Here is an 18,158-nt window from a genome sequence, read left to right on the forward strand (position 1 = left end):
TGATTTTCTCTGAGCTGCCGCCTACGGCCACATGGGCCGCCAACCGGGTACCAAGAAAGTGCAGTACACGGTGAACGGAAAGTCTGAGGAGCGTGAGTTTGAAACCTTCACCTGGGAAAAACTGGATTACGTAGATAAAATCAAAACTGCCTTCAACCTGTAAGAAGTGCGTTTCTGACCTGTTTTAACGAAAAGAGCCCCAAAACGGGGCTCTTTTTATTTATGGTGTATTCAGTGCTTAGTGGGTGGCAATTTTCTCTTTGTACCTGATAAGCTGCTTCTTCATGTCATCTACCGCTTTGTCTGTGGCGGTTTCAAAAGTGTTGGCCTCCTCTTTGCAGAAGAGGGTGGCACCGGGAACAAACAGTTTGACCTCCACCAGTTTGTTATCTGTCGTTTCTGTGTTCTGTACGCGCAGTACTACTTCGCCGCTTACAATCCGGTCAAAGAACGTGTCAAGTTTGTCAAGCTTCTTTTGCAGAAAGTCTAGCAAGCTTTGGTCGGCAGTGAAGTGCACAGATCTGATTTGTAGTTTCATAGTTTACTTCTTTAGGGTGATACTAGTTAAGCCTTTGGGTGAGCCTTCTCAAAGACGGCTTTGAGTTGCTCAATAGAGTTATGGGTGTACACTTGGGTGGCCGCCAGGCTGGCGTGGCCAAGTAAATCTTTGATGGCCACCAAGTCGGCTCCCCGGTTAAGTAAGTGAGTGGCAAATGAGTGACGTAGCACGTGCGGGCTGTTTTTGGCAGCCGTAGACACCATGCCCATGTACTTTGTCACCACCCGGTATACATACTTTGGATAGAGCGGTTCCCCTTTATCCGTAACGAAGAGGAATGAAGAATTGTTATCTGGAAAAGCAGTTTGACGCAGACTCAGGTAGTTCTCTATTACTGCCGTCAATGAGGTGTTGAGGGGGAGAATTCGCTCTTTGTTGCCCTTGCCCAGTACTTTAAGGGTGCTGGCGGAAAGGGAAAGATCAGAAATCTTGAGGCCAAGTAATTCTGCCAGGCGCATGCCGGTCCCATACAGCAGCTCCAGAATGAGCCGCTCGCGCTGGCCTTTGAAGGTGTTGGGGAAGTCTCCCTGGTCCAATACCTGGGTAAAGGTGTCTTCAGGAATGAATGCCGGGAGTTTTTTGGCCAGTTTAGGAGCCTTGATCCGGAGGGTAGGGTTGTTTTGAGCCAGGCCCCTTTGCACCATAAAGCGGAAATAGGAGCGAAGGGAGGCAATCTTGCGGTGAATAGTACGGCTGTCCAGCTCCTTCTGCACCAGTGATACCACCCATGACCTGATAATGGCGTGGTTGGCCTCTTTGATGTCCTCCAAGTGGTAAGTCTCCTTTAGGTATTCTTGAAACTGCTGAAGGTCAACCTGGTAAGAGGTGATGGTGTGCGGGCTGAACCGCTTTTCGTACTGAAGGTATTTAAAAAATAATTCCATAAACCAGAGGTGCCTACTGGTGCAGGACTTCCCTCTAATTTATGGAATTACCACGTAAGTTCTAAGAATAACGACTAGTAGTTGTCGTTGGCGAACAGTTGTTGCTTATACACAGCTCTTTCTTTCTGCTTTCTCTTTGTTACAGAGGGCTTCTGGAAGAAAGTTCTGGCACGCAACTCTTTCAACACGCCGGTTCTCTCAAATTTCTTCTTAAATCTCTTTAAGGCTTTGTCTACAGACTCGTTATCCTTTACGTTGATGATGATCATATAAATTGATTGATTTTAAAGTCAATTGTTTTTAAGGAGTGCAAAGATATTGACAAATCTTCTGACAGTCAATAGCTAACTCCCAATTATTTTAATACGGCTCTGGAAATAACAAGTTTTTGGATTTCTGAGGTGCCTTCACCAATGGTGCAGAGTTTGGCATCACGGTAGTATTTCTCAGCCGGATAGTCTTTGGTGTACCCGTAGCCGCCAAAGATTTGCACGGCCTCATTGGCTGCCCGCACACTTACCTCAGAGGCATATAATTTAGCCATAGCTGATTCCTTGTTCACATTCTCCCCTCTGTCTTTCATGGCGGCGGCTCTGTAGGTGAGCAATGCCGCTGCTTCTATCTCAGTGGCCATGTCTGCTAATTTGAAGGCAATGCCCTGGAACTGTGAAATAGGCTTGTTGAATTGATGGCGCTCTTTTGAATATGCAAGAGCCGCTTCATAGGCACCTTGGGCAATTCCCAGACTCAGGGCGGCAATTGAGATTCTACCTCCATCCAGCACTTTCATAGATTGGATGAATCCTTCGTCTACTTCGCCCAATATGTTCTCATGCGGTACGCGGCAGTCTTCAAAGATCAACTCAGTTGTCTCTGAAGCACGCATGCCTAATTTGTCTTCTTTTCTTCCGGCACTGAAGCCTTCTGTAGGCTTCTCTATCACAAAGGCTGTCATGCCGTGTGAGTCGCCCACTTCTCCTGTGCGCGCAATCACTACGGCAATGTTGCTAGACTTGCCGTGGGTAATGAAGTTCTTGGCCCCGTTCAGGGTCCAGTGATCCCCGTCTCTTACCGCCACCGTACGCATGTTACCGGCATCTGAGCCGGTATTAGGCTCAGTTAAGCCCCAGGCGCCAATCCACTCAGCCGAAGCCAGCTTAGGGAGCCACTTCTTTTTCTGCTCTTCATTGCCAAACTGCAGAATATGGCCGGTACAGAGCGAATTGTGGGCTGCCATTGACAGGCCAATAGAGCCATCTATTTTAGACAACTCTGCAATAGCGGTTACGTATTCGAGGTAGCCAAACCCAGACCCGCCGTATTCTTGTGGTACTAGTACGCCCATCAATCCCAGATTGCCTAACTCCTTGAACACATGAATTGGAAACTCCTGTGACTCATCCCATTTCATCATGTCCGGTTTGATAGACTTTGCCCCGAAATCTCGGATCATATCAGCAATCATCTGCTGGTTTTCTGTAAGGGTAAGTTGCATGTTGGTAGGTGTTTTGTGGGGTTTAGAGTCTAAAGATACAAGGTTTATGGTTGCCAAGCTAACGTATGTTAGGTTAAATTGTTGCCAATTGGCAAGTAGCGGGCGGCAAAGGCGTTTTGAGGAGAAGCCGGTAAGGTTAAATCTTCCTGCTGGGGGAATTTTGGCGTACCCATTACTTTTAGCTTACTTTGTACTTGGCTTTGTCTGCTTTGGATAACTAGATACCGCATACTTTTACTAAAATATCTTTATAATGTCTCACTTCTCATTGCTAAGGCATTGCATACAATTACTCCTTGTTGCCATCATTGTTTCCCTTGGCTCCTGCAATGTGTACCGGCAGAATATAATGTTTAAAACTGACGGAGATGTAAATTCTGAACTTCTAAAAGCCTCTGTAACTGTGGCTACTCAGAATTATCAGATACAGCCCAATGACATTCTTGATATTAAAATTTATACGAACAAAGGAGAGATATTAGTTGATCCCAATAACTTCCTGCGCATTGAGCTAACCCAAGGGAGCAACGGTGGCTCTAGTAATCAAAATAGGAATCAACAAGTTGAGCAGCCTTCTTATGTGGTACAGCCAAACGGGGAGGTGAAGGTACCTATGATTGGGTATATAAAAGTTTCTGGTTTGACCGTTGCCCAAGCTGATAGCGTGTTCCAGAGCCAGTTTGAAACTTATTATAAGGGGACCTATGTTTATACACAAGTAGTCAGCAGAAGAATAGTAGTGTTAGGTGCTGCTGGGGGGAAGGTTGTGCCTCTTACGAACGAGCGGATGAATCTTGTAGAGGTAATAGCTTTGGCAGGAGGTGTTCCCGATAATGGGAAAGCCCATAACATAAGGCTGATCAGGGATATAACTTCTGATAAGCCTATTGTGCAGGTGATAGATCTTTCTACTATTGCAGGTGTTCAAAGAGCCAGTTTATATGTAAAGCCAAATGACGTGGTGTATATAGAACCGGTTAGGAGAGTCTTTAATGAGTCTCTTAGAGATGCATTAACAGTGTTAGGCGCAGTATCTAATATTCTCACCACTTATTTGGTGATTGAGAATTTAGTAAAATAAAATTTCAATAGAATTTCAATGAGTGTGAAAACAGCCAATGATCTAGATGAGTTAGATCAGCGCTTGGTGTCTGCTGATGCAGAAGTTGAGGAAGATAGTGGTGCAAGCATAGATTTTGTTACTCTTTGGCATGTCATCCGTAGGAGCATTCCCTGGGTCATTCTCTTGGTATTACTTGGATTAGCTGCATCATATATGTTCTTAAGATATACGAAGAATATATATGAGTCTTCGTCTGTTCTTAAGCTGGAAGAGCAGTCTGAAGCAACTGTTCTTGGCCTTGGCGCCACCAGTGCAGATGCTGAGATAGGTAAACTGCAAGGGGAAGTTGATTTAATCAAGTCTGATTTAGTCTATGAAAGATTAAAGCAGAGTATGCCCTTGCAAACCAGCTACTATGTAAAAGCCCGTGTACTTGATGCCGAGCTTTATAATGAAAGCCCTTTTCAGGTATCATACAATGGGGGCAGTTTCAGTCTGTTTGATAAAAAGATCTTTGTTGATTTTTTATCTAAAGCAAAGTTTACTGTTAAGGTGGGAGAGGATGGTAAGGCTTCCACATATCAGGTGGGCAGCCCTGTTTCTATTGATGGGAATAATTTTATATTAACTACCACCTCCTCTTTTGGCGCCAGTTCAATTGGTCAAACGTATTTTTTTATTGTACGAAGCAATAAAGCCTTGAAGAGTTATTTAGATAATAACTTATCAGTTGCTATCATTAATCCAGACGCTAAAACTCTGTCTATCTCTTTCAAAGATAACAATAGGTACAAAGCCAGGGATATTGTAAATAAACTGGACACTGTGTACCTCCAGCAAAAGCTTGCGAGAGGCAATCAAGCCAGCCAACAGACGGTTGATTTCCTAAATGAACAATTGCAAGAGACTCAGGATAATCTAAGGAAAGCCGAGTTTGACATGGAGTACTTTGTCAAGCAAAATAAGTCATATGACGTACGGGCTGGCTTAGAAGAAGCTATGGGCCAGATTCAGCAACTTGAACAGCAAAAGCTTGATCTGAGATTTAAAAGTTCATTGCTTCTAGATCTGCAGCAAAAGATTCAGAAGAACGAGGATCTGAGTCTGGTGATTTCTGGTATGCAATTGCAGCAGCAGCAAGACCCTCAGCTACTTGAGCAGGTAACTACTTTGAATGAGTTGCAAGCCCGTAGGAGAAAAGCCTTGACTACTACGCAAGGGACTACTGCTGCTGATAATCTCCTGGAGTCGCAGATCAGATTTGCCCAGAATAGAATAGCAACCTTGGTGCAGGAAGGTAAAAATTTTATTCAGACCCAAATCAACAACATAGACAAGCAGCAGTCTCTGTTAACGGGTAAGATTTTACAAATGCCTACCCAGGAAACGGAGAGAGCAAGGCTTACTCGTATTCTAGGTATTTATGAGAAGTTCTACCTGCTCTTAATGGATAAGAGAGTAGAATATGGCATTTCAATGGCAGGTACTACCCCAGATTTTCAGATCCTGTCTCCTGCCAGCCTGCCAAGCGAATCTGATCCTGTGTATCCAAATGCCTTTTTAATTTATGCAATTGGGTTAGCTGGCGGCCTTTTTTTAGGAGTGGGATTGATTGCAGCTCGTTATCTCATGCATAATACGGTGACCAATGTGCGTGAGCTGGAAAGAAACACCTCTGCGCCAGTGTTAGGGATTGTACCCTCTTATGACAAAGAGAAAATGCCGGTTTCCAAACTGGTAGTCAATCAGAATCCTAAATCGGCGTTGAGTGAGTCTATCAGGTCTATCCGGACAAACCTGGAGTTTTTGAGTTCAGGAAAGAAGAAGCGCATCATTTCTATCACCTCTACCATTAGTGGGGAAGGGAAGACGTTTGTTGCGTCCAACCTAGGTGGGATTATTGCTATGTCAGGTCAGAAAGTAATACTGCTTGACCTGGATATGCGTAAGCCAAAAGTACATATTGCTCTAGATGGTGATAACATCAAGGGAATGAGTACAATACTTATTGACAAGCACACTATTGCAGACTCAATTCAAAGAACCTCTATTGCGGGTTTAGACTTTATTTCTGCAGGCCCTACTCCTCCCAATCCCTCAGAACTGATCATGTCTCAACGGTTTGATGAGATGCTGCAGGAGTTGCATCAGGAGTATGATGTCATCATTGTAGATAGCCCGCCGGTGGGGCTGGTGACAGACGGGGTGCTGATTATGCGAAAAGCAGATATTCCATTATTCATTGTGCGGGCTAATTATTCTAAGAAGGCCTTCTTAAAGGGAATTGATAAGGTGATTCGTACCAATCAATTGCACAACATGGCAACTATCTTAAATGATACCCAAAGTGTAAACATGTATGGCTACTCGTATGGCTACGGCTACGGGTATGGCTACGGTTACGGGTATGGGTATTATGAAGAAGAGGCAAAACCTACTTTCTCCAGTAAAATAAAATCCTTGTTTAAATAGTCTTCATGTGGGAGGGTCTTAAGCGCTTGTTCGGGGGAACCCCTGAGGTGACATCATCTTATGCCGGGCTAGTTGCAGATATGCATTCGCATTTGTTGCCGGGGCTGGATGATGGTGCCGCCACGCTGGAAGACTCGCTTCAGTTGCTGGAGGTATTGCAGCGGTTGGGGTTCAAAAAACTTTGCATGACTCCCCACATTATGGGGGACTTCTACCGGAACACACCCAGTGGGGTTAGAGAAAAACTTAACCTTCTGAAAGAGGCCACTGCTGCAAGGGGGCTCCCGCTGGAATTAAGCTGCGCTGCGGAGTATTATTTAGATGAGTGGTTTCTGGAAAAGCTGGAAGGGCCGGAAGACCTGCTCTCATTTGGAGGTGACAGAAAATTCCTTCTGATAGAAACATCCTATATTAATGAACCAGCTCAGCTTAGGCAACATGTGTTTGCCATTCAGGCGGCAGGTTATACGCCTGTTTTGGCCCACCCTGAGCGGTACACCTACTTTTACGGGCGGCTTGATGAGTTGCTGTCGCTTCGGGATGTAGGGGTATTGTTTCAAATAAACACCAATTCTATTAGTGGATATTATTCAAAGGGAGCCAGAGAAGTGGCTAAACAGCTGATTCAGCGACAGGCAGTGGAGTTTTTGGGGACCGATACCCACTCTATGAGACATACCCGGGTTTTGGAGCGTACGTTAGCTGAGCCTCTGCTGGCACAAGCGCTTAAGCTTCCTCTTTTGAATTCTACCCTTTAATTCCTCCCTCTTTGAAAAAAGTTTTGCTTACCGGAGGCACAGGTCTGATAGGCCATTTCCTTTTAATGCGGTTACTGCAGGAGGGGCACACTGTGAAAGCGTTGGTCAGGAATACCGTAAGTGAGGTCAGGCACAGTAACCTGGAATGGCTGCAGGGAGACATATTGGACCCTTTGTTGATAAGAGATTTAGTAGCAGAGGTAGATGAGGTGTACCATTGTGCTGGGTTTGTGTCATACGCTCCGCAGGATGTGGGGCTTTTGCAGCAAATAAATGTGGCCGGAACTACAAATGTGGTAGATGCCTGTTTAGAAAACCCTTCTGTCCGGTTGTGTTATGTGAGCTCTATTGCGGCTATTAACAGAAGGAAAGGGGAGAAAGTGATTCAGGAGAAGGCACAGTGGGACCCCGCAGTTGAACGGTCTGCCTATGCCGTCTCTAAGCATTATGGGGAGATGGAGGTATGGCGCGGTGTCTCAGAGGGTTTGAAGGCTGTCATTGTGAACCCCTCTATTGTTTTAGGGCCCCGTGACTGGAGCCGTAGCAGCACGCAGCTTTTTAAATATGTGGCAGAGGAGCGGGCCTTCTACAGCCATGGCTATGGCAACTTTGTAGATGTACGGGATGTAGTAGAAGCAATGGTGCGGTTGATGAACGGGAAACAATGGGGCGAGCGGTTTATCTTGAATGGTCACCAGCTCTCCTATGTGGATTTCTTTCGGCAAGTGGCACAGACCATGAATAAAAAGGCACCTTACCTATTAGTGCCAAACTGGATCACCGAGTTGGTATGGCGGGTAGAAGCAGTGAGGGGGAAATTAACAGGAACTAGACCTCTAATTACAAAAGAAACAGCCCGTATAGCCAAAGAAGAACACTTCTATAGTAATGAAAAAGTAAAAGAAGCAACTGGAATGTCTTTTCGGCCGTTGCAGGAAACCCTGCTTTGGTGTAGTCGGCAGTTAGTTTCTAAAGGTTCTGCTTAAACCTGGAAATTGTGAATGTGAACGCTGGGTAGCACCAGTAAGTGAAGCGAAACTAAATTAAATGAACGATAATTTCAATGAATTCTCTGGCGAAGATTTAGACCTGATTCAGCGGTTTGAAAGCATGCAGGAGAATAATGGGGCTGTGTTCTTTGATCTTTCAGATTTTGAGACGATCATAGACTACTATGCCAATAACTTTAATTACAGCCAGGCCCTCAAGGCCTGTGACGCTGGTATTGCCCAGTATCCGTTCTCATCAGAGTTGCTCATAGATAAAGCCCAGGTGTTAGCTATGTTGGGCGCGTTTGATGAGGCTTTGGCTCTGGTTGAAGAAGTGGCGCTAAGAGAGCCCCAGAACGAAGACATTGCCCTTACCAGAGGAATCATCTTTAACCAGAAGGGTGATTTTGCGTTAGCCATTGACTGTTTCAAAGAGGCTGCTGAAAACTCAGAGGTCAAAGACGACATCTTCTTTAACATTGGTTTGTCTTATCAGAGCTGGGGTAAGTTCAAATCAGCCATGAAGTACTATAAGAAGAGCCTCAGCCTTAACATTGAGAATGAACTGGCGCTACAGGAACTCCTCTATTGTTTAGAAATCACTGGAGATGGTGAGCAGGTGGTTTCCTTCTTTCAGGAGTTTGTAGACGCAGATCCTTACTCGGCCATGGCGTGGTTCAACCTTGGGCTTACCCACAGCCGTCTGGGCAATTATGAAAAGGCCATTGCCGCCTATGAGTATGCCACCCTCATCAAATCTGATTTTGCCGCCGCCTTTGTCAATATGGCCAATAGCTATGTGTACTTAGGCGAGTTCTCAAAAGCCATTGAAGCATTCAAAGCGGCTAATGAGCTTGGTGAGCCCAATGCAGACATTCTCTGTAACATAGGAGAATGTTATGAGAAGCTGTCACAGTGGGATCTGGCCCATAAGTATTATCAAAAAGCTATTGACCTTTCTCCGGAAATGGACGAGGCGTGGTTTGGCATAGGCATTGTGCTGGATCTGCAGGGAAGATGGCTGGAGGCGGTGCATTATTACCGCAAAGCACTCACCTTCTATGCTGAGAACCCTGATTACTGGCTCGCCCTGGCCGCGGCTGAGTACCAGTTGGGGAATATCATCTCCAGTGTAGAAGCCTATGAGCAGGCAAGTATTCTGGCTCCTGAGAATAAAGATATCTGGCTTAACTGGTCTATCATCTTGTATGAACAGGGCAATTATGAAGGCGCTATTGACTTATTGCAGAATGCAGTAGAACTCCAGCCAGACGAGGCCGAACTTCACTACCGGCTGTGCGCGTACAGTTTAGCGGCAGGAAAATATAAACAGGCATACAATTATTTGGAAAATGCCTTAATTTTGAATTTTGAGAAGCATACGCTTTTATTTGAATTCTTTCCTGAACTTGAGTCGCAGAAAGCCCTGGCGCGCCTGATTGACCAATACCGCAAATAGTACCTTCATGAATTACGAACTTACCCAAGTACCCGAACGCACCGCTAAACCTAGAGAAAGTGGTTTTACCATGGCCATGGACAAAGGACTTAGCCTCAGAGAGGCTGAAAACTTTGTAGAAGTGTCTGGGGAGTTTGTAGATATTGTGAAGTTAGGCTGGGCTACCTCTTATGTGACCCCTAACCTGGATAAGAAAATCGCCATTTTTCATGAGGCGGGAATTCCTGTGTACTTTGGAGGCACCCTCTTTGAAGCCTTTATTGTACGGGGGCAGTTTGATGATTACCGTAGGCTTCTAGATAAGTATAACCTTTCTTACGCAGAAGTTTCTGATGGTTCCATTGATATGGACCATGAGCTGAAGTGCAAGTATATTAGAACCTTGGCTGAACAGGTGACAGTGTTGTCTGAGGTAGGTTCTAAAGATGCTGAGAAAATCATCCCGCCTTATAAATGGATCAGCCTGATGCAGGCTGAACTGGACGCTGGTGCCTGGAAGGTAATTGGGGAGTCAAGGGAAGCTGGCAATGTAGGGCTCTTTAGATCAACAGGGGAGGTAAGAAGCGGTCTGGTAGAGGAGATCCTGACAAAGATTCCGTTTGAGAAGATTATCTGGGAAGCCCCTCAGAAAGCACAGCAGGTGTTTTTTATAAAATTGCTGGGTGCCAATGTGAACTTGGGGAATATAGCCCCCAATGAGATCATTCCCTTGGAAACCATACGCTTAGGCCTGAGGGGAGATACCTTCAGCCATTTCTTAGATACCAAGTCGCTGGAGAAACTAGTATAGTCGTTACCCTTATTCTTTTCCCCTCATGGAGCTTCTCCGGCAGTTTTTAGATTTCTTTCTTCATCTTGACCAACACCTGAGCCAGATCATCTCTGAGTATGGCGTCTGGACCTATATTATTCTGTTCCTGATTATCTTCATTGAAACAGGGGTGGTGGTCATGCCTTTTCTGCCGGGAGACTCCCTGCTTTTCGCGGCCGGCGCCTTTGCCGCCACGGGTGTGCTGAATGTCTGGTTGCTGTTGCTGCTGCTGTTTATTGCTGCTTTCCTGGGAGATACACTCAATTACGCCATCGGCAATTATTTTGGCCCCAAAGTGTTCAGGCGAGATTACCGGTTCTTAAAGCGGGAGCACCTGCTCAAGACCCAGGCCTTTTATGACCGGCATGGGGGCAAGACAATCATCTTTGCCCGGTTTATTCCCATCATCAGAACCTTTGCCCCTTTTGTGGCGGGGGTAGGCACCATGAAGTACAGCAAGTTCCTGTCTTATAACGTGATTGGGGGCTTTTTATGGGTGGTGGGCTTCATTGCGGCAGGTTTTGTGTTCGGCAACATTCCGGCGGTTAAGAAAAATTTCACCCTGGTGGTGTTTGGGATTATCCTGGTCTCCGTGATTCCGCCTATCTATGAGTTGGTGAAGCAGAAATTCAGCAAGCGTTAAAAACAGGTAGATAGAATTCTGCCAGTCATTTCTTCTATGGAAAACGAATATGGTTTGGTTGGCTACAAACTCAGCCACTCTTTTTCCCAGAGCTATTTTACAGAGAAGTTCAGGACAGAAGGTATCGTCAACAGCGTGTACCATTTGTTTGAGCTGAACAGCATTCTGGATTTCCCCCGGTTAATTGCCAGCCACCCTAACCTGAGGGGGTTAAACGTTACTATTCCCTACAAAGAAGCTATCATCCCTTTTCTAGACGGGTTAGAAAGTGCGGCCGCTCAGATAGGGGCAGTCAACGTCATTAAGTTTGAAAACGGCAAACTGATAGGGCATAACTCAGACTACCAGGGGTTCATGCAGTCTCTGCAGAACTTCTATCCCTGCTATCCGCACTCCCAGGCGCTGGTGTTGGGCACGGGCGGTGCCGCCAAAGCAGTGCTGGCCGCCCTAGAGTACCTGAACATCTCCTACAGGTTGGTTTCCAGAACCAGCCAGGCAGGCATGTTAACCTATGAAGAGCTTACCCCCGGTGTCATGGCTTCGGTTTCTTTGATCATCAATGCCTCGCCGGTAGGTACGTTCCCCAAGGCAGATGTGGCTCCTGCCATACCGTATGAACTGCTGTCTTCTCACCATTACCTGTATGACCTGGTGTACAACCCCGCTGAAACGCTTTTCCTGAAACTTGGAAAGGAGAGGGGGGCCAAAACCAGCAACGGCTTTGAGATGCTGTGCTTACAGGCAGAAGTAGCCTGGGAAATCTGGAACAGTTAGTTCTGTTTTTCGGGCATGTTTTCAGAAAACAGCGAAAAACAGAACCAAAGATATTGCCCTGGAAGTGCCTGAGTTCATCAGAGAGAAGTACGGGTAATCCGCCAGCAGAGCTAGCCTTGCCTATATAGCTACAGGTGAGGAGGCTGGTTTGTCAAGCCCTTTGGGAGAACAATAGAAAGAGCCGTAGGCTATAATTTTATATGAAGCGAAATTTTTAAACGAAAGGAATACAATATCAAAGCTGTTTAGAGATTTCTGGCTTATCCAGGGCACAGGCATTTGCTGGTGCGGTACGGGAGCACCCTGTTTCTGGGCTGTTTTCTGAAAAGTAGCCCAGAAACGTCGGCCACGGCAAATGCCAGCGCCCTGGATAAGCCCTCCCAGACAGATAAGGGAGAAACTCTGAACAGGTTCATTTTATAAAATACACTTCTGCCGTTCCTATTCATGGACAAGCTGCACTAGAGCGCATCAAGAATTTTTTCAATTCTTTCTGGCCTCATGCAACCTTTGCTCCCGCAAGGGAATCTCAGGAATAGATGAGCATTCAGTAAACCCCCTGTTGAAACTTTTTCAGTCACAGAATCCTACCGAAGCCGACCTTCTTAAAGAGGCCATTGCCGGTAAAAGGGAAGCACAGCGCCTGCTTTACCAACGCTACGCCAGCAAGATGCTGGCTGTGAGCAAGCGCTACGCCCGTACAGATTTTGAGGCTGAAGATATTCTGCAGGATGCCTTTATGAAGGTGTTCACCCATCTGAAAAATTTTAAAGGGGAGTGTCCTGTAGAGTTCTGGATTAAAAGAATTGTGATCAACACCGCCCTTAAGCACCAGCGCAGCAACCGCCACCTAATGGTCACCGACCAGGAGGAGGAATGGGAGGAGGCCTCTGAGCAGGACTGCTTTGATAGTCAATACGGTTATGAAGAATTATTGGAACTAGTACGAGAGTTGCCGCCCCGGTATCAGGCTGTTTTCAACCTGTATGCCATTGAGGGTTTCTCCCACAAAGAGATTGGGGAGATGTTAGAGATCACTGAGAGTACTTCTAAGTCACAATACTCCCGCGCACGTGCCAGCTTACGCCAGGCGCTCCTGCGGTTAACACGCCAGTACCATGAAAAAGTCACCGGCTGAAAGAAAGACAGACAGATCAATGGAGGACATTTTCAGAGAAGGCTTTGAAGGTGTTGAAAGCATGCCGTCCTCCAAAATCTGGGAGAACCTGGACCGGGAGCTTGACAACCAGGAACTGAACCGCTATAGAAAGCAGGTAATCTGGTACAGATCAGTTGCCGCCGCGTGCCTGCTGCTGCTCTGTGCCTCTGGTCTGTTCTTTTGGCGCTACCAACCCGCCGGTTCCAACCAATTGGGAGATGCCGCTTTAGTTGCAACACCTGGAGCTGAAGACCCACTGGGAGCAGTGGCCGTGGAACAAAGGGACTTGTTACATCCCCCACGTCAGGCAGAGGGGCAGGTGGCTTCTGTTTCTGAGCCGTTTTCTGAAAAACAGGCCAAAAACAGAAAAATTCCGCAAGCCCCACCAACCGCTCTCGCACTGACCGGCAAAGGGTTTTCTTCACAAGCAGTTCTGGAAAAAGGTACTGTTAACAAGGCTAACGCAAAAAGGAATACTAGGGAAGCCGTTGTGGTAGCATCTGTTTTTGAGGAAAAACAGGCCCCCATAAGGGGTATTGCAGGCGAGAAAACAGAAATATCAGGGGCAGAAGTGGCCGTGGGGGCGTTGAAAGCGGCCCCTGAACCTACAGGAGCCATGGCCGGTGCACCAGAAAGAAACCCTACAGCCTTGGGGGCAGACTCACTTTCAGTACCCAGAGCCGCCACAATTTTGGCACAGAAGAAGGCAGAGGTGGCAGAGGGCTTGAACCCCACACCTGAACCTGCGGGCAAGAAGGAAGACCAGCAAGGCCCCCGCGGGGGAAGATGGAGCCTGGCCATGGCCTATGTGCCTCAGTACGCCTATACTCCGGCCTCCTTGGGTTCTAATGCTGCCCAGGCAGACGCCCCCCTTAACATGGCTGCCCAGCCCCGGCTCTATGAACAATACCAGGAGGCGGTAGATGAATATAACAAGACCTATACCCCCGGCTACTCTTACAGCGCCATGGTAGGGGCAAGTTATAAACTGAATGATAAATGGCAGGTAGAAGGGGGGCTGTTGTACTCTCAGAACGAAGCCAGCACCCATCATACCCTGCTCATCAGAAGCAATGGCATGCGAGAGAATTCCCTCCAGGCCGGGTTGGTAGTTGCCAAGGCAGAAGCTATCTTCAGCAATGCCACCAGAGAAATGGCAGGCGGGAATGTCATGTCCATCACCCGTACAGACGAGTACAACATCAAGTACAAGTTCCAGCAAGTGGGGGTGCCTGTCAGGCTTGCCTACAGACATGACATTAATAAGCTTTATGCGTTTGCCTCCGGCGGGTTGAACCTGAGTCTGATGATCAGGAACAGTATCACCCCAGACAATGAGATGGTGGAGGCCGTGCAGTACAAGTTTCAGGATGAGGAGTCACCGTTCAGGGCATGGCAGTGGGCCGTGGCTACCTCAGTGGGCTTGGGGTATGACCTCAACAGAATGATGAGTGTGGTGGCTGGGCCGGAACTGACCTACTCTATCACCCCCATTTTGAAAGGAGATCAGCAAAGCACAGACAACTACAAAATAGGAGTAAGTGTTGGCGCCAGATGGCGTATCTCCAGATAATAGAAATAACCAGGCATTATACACACCGCATAGGGGTTTCCCTTAAGTTGTTTGTCTTATAAAAAGATAGCCAGATTTTATTACGTTTTTGCAATGAATACTACTTACACTCTCTCAAAAGTGGTGAGAACTTGGCTGCTGCTGCTTTCTGTGCCTTTATACATGGGAACAGCTGCTCTTTGGATGAAAGAGGAGATTAAATTTGTGCTGGGGGAGAAGGAGGAAACAACGTTTGCTCTTTCTCAGAAAGAAGAGTTTCCCAAACCTGTGGTCACGAAAGTCTCACAGGCGAAAAGAGTGCTGGTGCCTTAACTGTTCCTTTTTCATAGAATCTGGTAAGTAGAAGAATACGCGTACATGCACAAAATAAAGGGAAGTCTTGCCTGCTTGCTGTTGCTCATAGGGGCAGCCGGGTGCAGTGAAGAGGAAGTGGCAAGTGACTGTTATCCCGCAGTGGTGAAAGATCAGGGTTGCGGAACCGTGTTGGCCATTCTGGATGTAAGGGCTGCTGAGGTGCTGGGGGTAAAACCCAAGGATGATTCTGTGTGGGTCAATACATTCAGTCTGCCGCCGGTGTATCAGGTGCCAGGCAAGAGGTTATTTGTAAGGGTAGCCAACGTGCCCAAGAATGAAACCCCCTCCTGCCCGGGTTTTATTCCCGTTGTGTACCCCCACGTACGACTCCTGAGCTTTCAGGAGGCCCCTTGCCAGTAGACACAGTTGCCTTTTAGCAGGGCCAAAGTGAGAATACGTTCAAACACTAAGATAACCTCTACATACAAACCTATATTGCAAAAAACGCCGCTTTACCCAAAGCGGCGTTTTTTGCTTCATTTGAGAAATATAACCCAAAAACGCTACTTTCTTTAGCAAATGCTAAACTCTATTGCGGCAGTAGGTGTTATAAAACGTTACCTTTGAGTGTAAATCTTCACGTATGAAGTTCCAATTAACATCAGAATTCAAACCCACCGGCGACCAGCCCCGGGCCATTGCCCAACTGGTGGAGGGTGTCAATAACGGCGAGCCCGCCCAGGTACTGCTGGGCGCAACCGGCACCGGTAAAACCTTTACCGTAGCCAATGTGGTGCAGCAGGTGCAGAAGCCCACGCTGGTGCTGTGCCACAACAAAACCCTGGCCGCGCAGCTGTACGGTGAGTTCAAACAGTTCTTTCCCAACAACGCGGTGGAGTACTTCATCTCGTACTATGACTACTACCAGCCCGAGGCCTACATCGCTTCCTCTGATGTCTTCATTGAGAAAGACCTGGCCATCAACGAGGAGATTGAGAAGCTGCGGCTGCACGCCACCTCGGCGCTGTTGTCTGGGAGGCGAGATGTGATAGTGGTGGCCTCGGTGAGCTGTATCTACGGTATCGGTAACCCAGAGGAGTTCGGGAAGAACGTGATTCCGTTGGCGCCGGGCATGAAGGTGAGCCGCAACAACCTGCTCTACCAGTTCGTGTCCATTCTCTACAGCCGCACCGAAGTAGAATTCACCCGCGGTACGTTCCGGGTGAAGGGCGATACCGTGGATATTTTTCCGGCCTACGCCGATTTCGCCTACCGCATTTACTTCTGGGGCGACGAGATTGAGTCTATCCAGCGCATTGATCCGCAGTCTGGCAAAAAAATAGCGGATGAGGAGAGCATTTCCCTGTTCCCGGCCAACCTCTTCGTGACGGGCAAAGACACGCTTAACCAAGCCATCAACGAGATTCAGTTTGACATGGTGGCCCAGCACGAGTATTTCCTGAAAGAAGGTCGTGACGGGGAAGCAAAACGCATCAAGGAGCGTACCGAGTTTGACCTGGAGATGATCAGAGAACTGGGTTACTGCTCCGGTATTGAGAACTACTCGCGCTACTTTGACCGCCGCGAGCCGGGTGCTCGCCCGTTCTGTCTACTGGATTACTTCCCCGATGATTTCCTGATGGTGATTGACGAGAGCCACGCCACCTTGCCGCAGGTGCGCGCCATGTGGGGCGGTGACCGTTCCCGTAAAACCGCGCTGGTAGAATACGGCTTCCGGCTACCCGCCGCCATGGACAACCGTCCGCTCACCTTCAACGAGTTTGAGAGCGTGATGCACCAGGTCATCTTCGTGAGCGCCACGCCCGGCGATTACGAGATCCAGAAATCTGAAGGCGTGGTGGTGGAGCAGATCATCCGCCCAACCGGCCTGCTGGACCCTGAGATTGAGATCAGGCCCAGCCAGAACCAGATTGACGACCTGCTGGATGAGGTGGACAACCGCATCAAACGCGGTGACCGTATTCTGGTGACCACCCTCACCAAACGCATGGCCGAGGAGCTCACCAAGTACATGGAGCGCCTCAACATCAAGGTAAAATACATTCACTCCGAGGTGAAGTCACTGGAGCGGGTGGAGATCCTGCGCGAACTGCGCCTGGGTATTATTGACGTGCTCATTGGCGTAAACCTGCTCCGCGAAGGCCTGGATTTACCCGAGGTTAGCTTAGTCGCCATCTTGGATACCGACAAAGAAGGCTTCCTGCGCGACCAGCGTTCCCTCATCCAGACCATCGGCCGCGCCGCCCGTAACGAGAACGGCAAAGTACTCATGTACGCCGACCGTATCACCGGTTCCATGCAGCGCGCCATTGATGAAACCAACCGCCGGAGAGCCACCCAGATGGAGTACAACCTGGAGCACGGCATTACGCCGCGCACGGTGTACAAATCCAAGGAAGCCATCATGGAACAAACCTCCGTGGCCGACTCCAATAAACGGGAACCTAAGGTGTACGCCGGTCCAGACGAAAGCCTGATGTCGGTGGCCGCTGACCCGGTGGTGCAGTACATGAAGAAGGACGAGCTGGAGAAAGTGATCAAGAAAACCGAGAAGCAGATGGAAGCCGCCGCCAAAGAGCTGGACTTCCTGCAAGCTGCTAAGTTCAGAGATGAACTGGCCGAACTCCGTAAGCTGTTGAAAAGCAAACGTGACTAGTGCCAAGCTCCTATTTTAGGCCTGAAATCAGAAAAGCAGCCTTAAAACGGAGTTGGCGGAGACACTCGCAGGAGCTGCGCACACTACGAGGTCGTTTGAGTCACCGCTTTTGCTGTTTCAAACCTCACAGGTTTTTAAAACCTGTGAGGTTTTTTTGTGTGATAAGCAGAACCCACCCAGAAAATGGTTTATTCATGCCGCTAAGATTTACCAACGGTGCCTGCTCCAAAGACCTCGTAGCGTGCGCAGCTCCTGCGAGCGTCTCCGCCAACAGCCTCTCTGATTAACTCAGAAAGTCAGGGAAGACACCTCCACGCCATAGGAAGAAACTCCGTTTTTGACCTGTTTTCAGAAAAACACCTCCAAAACAGAAAGCCTAACTGGCGCGAGTCTTCAGACTCGTGACAAAGGATGAAGCGAGTCTCCAGACTCGCCGGGAACCACAGGCATTTCTTTCCGTTGCGTTATCTGCCGCTGAAAAGATTGCTCCATGCGCACTTTCGCTGCCAGGCAGCGAGGAGAGTCAGAGACTCCCCGGTATCCGGAGA

At 47.9% G+C, this 18,158-nt stretch carries 18 protein-coding genes; 14 read left to right on the forward strand and 4 right to left on the reverse strand.

What is annotated here, in order from left to right; all coding sequences use genetic code 11:
* Positions 1-31: 31 nt before the first annotated feature.
* On the forward strand, positions 32-163 hold the full coding sequence (locus A8O25_RS23840) for a hypothetical protein (RefSeq protein ID WP_338152749.1): 132 nt from the start codon (positions 32-34) through the stop codon (positions 161-163).
* A gap of 75 nt (positions 164-238) precedes the next feature.
* Here the strand turns inward: A8O25_RS23840 and hpf are convergent, their stop codons facing one another.
* The 4 genes from hpf to A8O25_RS13120 all read right to left on the reverse strand — a co-directional run bounded on the left by hpf (position 239) and on the right by A8O25_RS13120 (position 2,938).
* Complete coding sequence (gene hpf, locus A8O25_RS13105; RefSeq protein WP_066835586.1) at positions 239-538, reverse strand: ribosome hibernation-promoting factor, HPF/YfiA family; 300 nt, start codon at positions 536-538, stop codon at positions 239-241.
* Between the two features lie 26 nt (positions 539-564).
* Positions 565-1,443: a tyrosine-type recombinase/integrase gene (locus A8O25_RS13110; protein ID WP_066835588.1), complete on the reverse strand. Its 879-nt coding sequence runs from the start codon at positions 1,441-1,443 to the stop codon at positions 565-567.
* Between the two features lie 74 nt (positions 1,444-1,517).
* A complete protein-coding gene (gene rpsU, locus A8O25_RS13115; protein WP_066835594.1) occupies positions 1,518-1,712 on the reverse strand; it encodes a 30S ribosomal protein S21 in 195 nt (64 codons plus the stop codon).
* Positions 1,713-1,798: 86 nt separating this feature from the next.
* The gene (locus A8O25_RS13120) at positions 1,799-2,938 is read right to left on the reverse strand and encodes an acyl-CoA dehydrogenase (RefSeq protein ID WP_066835661.1); all 1,140 of its coding nucleotides are present in this window, start codon (positions 2,936-2,938) and stop codon (positions 1,799-1,801) included.
* Between the two features lie 349 nt (positions 2,939-3,287).
* Here A8O25_RS13120 and A8O25_RS13125 point away from each other — a divergent pair, with 349 nt between their 5' ends.
* The 13 genes from A8O25_RS13125 (at position 3,288) to uvrB (ending at position 17,610) form a co-directional block, all read left to right on the forward strand.
* Positions 3,288-4,019 (forward strand): polysaccharide biosynthesis/export family protein, encoded by a 732-nt coding sequence (locus tag A8O25_RS13125; RefSeq protein WP_241499020.1) that lies wholly within the window; start codon positions 3,288-3,290, stop codon positions 4,017-4,019.
* 24 nt (positions 4,020-4,043) lie between these two features.
* Complete coding sequence (locus A8O25_RS13130) at positions 4,044-6,473, forward strand: GumC family protein (RefSeq protein ID WP_161947747.1); 2,430 nt, start codon at positions 4,044-4,046, stop codon at positions 6,471-6,473.
* An 80-nt stretch (positions 6,474-6,553) separates the two neighbouring features.
* Positions 6,554-7,231, forward strand: coding sequence for a tyrosine-protein phosphatase (locus A8O25_RS13135; RefSeq protein WP_241499021.1), 678 nt, complete (start codon positions 6,554-6,556; stop codon positions 7,229-7,231).
* Positions 7,232-7,254: 23 nt separating this feature from the next.
* Entirely contained in the window at positions 7,255-8,217 is a 963-nt protein-coding gene (locus A8O25_RS13140; protein WP_277620016.1) for an NAD-dependent epimerase/dehydratase family protein, read from the forward strand.
* Positions 8,218-8,278: 61 nt separating this feature from the next.
* On the forward strand, positions 8,279-9,679 hold the full coding sequence (locus A8O25_RS13145) for a tetratricopeptide repeat protein (RefSeq protein WP_066835602.1): 1,401 nt from the start codon (positions 8,279-8,281) through the stop codon (positions 9,677-9,679).
* Between the two features lie 7 nt (positions 9,680-9,686).
* Positions 9,687-10,469, forward strand: coding sequence for a phosphosulfolactate synthase (locus A8O25_RS13150; protein ID WP_066835666.1), 783 nt, complete (start codon positions 9,687-9,689; stop codon positions 10,467-10,469).
* A gap of 25 nt (positions 10,470-10,494) precedes the next feature.
* Positions 10,495-11,133: a DedA family protein gene (locus A8O25_RS13155; protein WP_066835604.1), complete on the forward strand. Its 639-nt coding sequence runs from the start codon at positions 10,495-10,497 to the stop codon at positions 11,131-11,133.
* A 36-nt stretch (positions 11,134-11,169) separates the two neighbouring features.
* On the forward strand, positions 11,170-11,907 hold the full coding sequence (locus tag A8O25_RS13160) for a shikimate dehydrogenase family protein (protein ID WP_066835605.1): 738 nt from the start codon (positions 11,170-11,172) through the stop codon (positions 11,905-11,907).
* Positions 11,908-12,469: 562 nt separating this feature from the next.
* Positions 12,470-13,045: an RNA polymerase sigma factor gene (locus A8O25_RS13165; RefSeq protein ID WP_241499022.1), complete on the forward strand. Its 576-nt coding sequence runs from the start codon at positions 12,470-12,472 to the stop codon at positions 13,043-13,045.
* Positions 13,026-14,639 (forward strand): outer membrane beta-barrel protein, encoded by a 1,614-nt coding sequence (locus tag A8O25_RS13170; RefSeq protein WP_082893621.1) that lies wholly within the window; start codon positions 13,026-13,028, stop codon positions 14,637-14,639. Before A8O25_RS13165 ends, A8O25_RS13170 begins: the two co-directional genes overlap by 20 nt.
* A gap of 93 nt (positions 14,640-14,732) precedes the next feature.
* On the forward strand, positions 14,733-14,951 hold the full coding sequence (locus A8O25_RS13175; RefSeq protein ID WP_066835609.1) for a hypothetical protein: 219 nt from the start codon (positions 14,733-14,735) through the stop codon (positions 14,949-14,951).
* 45 nt (positions 14,952-14,996) lie between these two features.
* Positions 14,997-15,353, forward strand: a complete 357-nt coding sequence (locus tag A8O25_RS13180) for a hypothetical protein (RefSeq protein ID WP_153042739.1) — start codon at positions 14,997-14,999, stop codon at positions 15,351-15,353.
* A gap of 223 nt (positions 15,354-15,576) precedes the next feature.
* The gene (gene uvrB / locus A8O25_RS13185) at positions 15,577-17,610 is read left to right on the forward strand and encodes an excinuclease ABC subunit UvrB (RefSeq protein ID WP_066835613.1); all 2,034 of its coding nucleotides are present in this window, start codon (positions 15,577-15,579) and stop codon (positions 17,608-17,610) included.
* Positions 17,611-18,158: the final 548 nt, after the last annotated feature.

The sequence above is a fragment of the Rufibacter ruber genome (genome assembly GCF_001647275.1).
GTDB classification, from domain to species: Bacteria; Bacteroidota; Bacteroidia; order Cytophagales; family Hymenobacteraceae; genus Nibribacter; species Nibribacter ruber_C.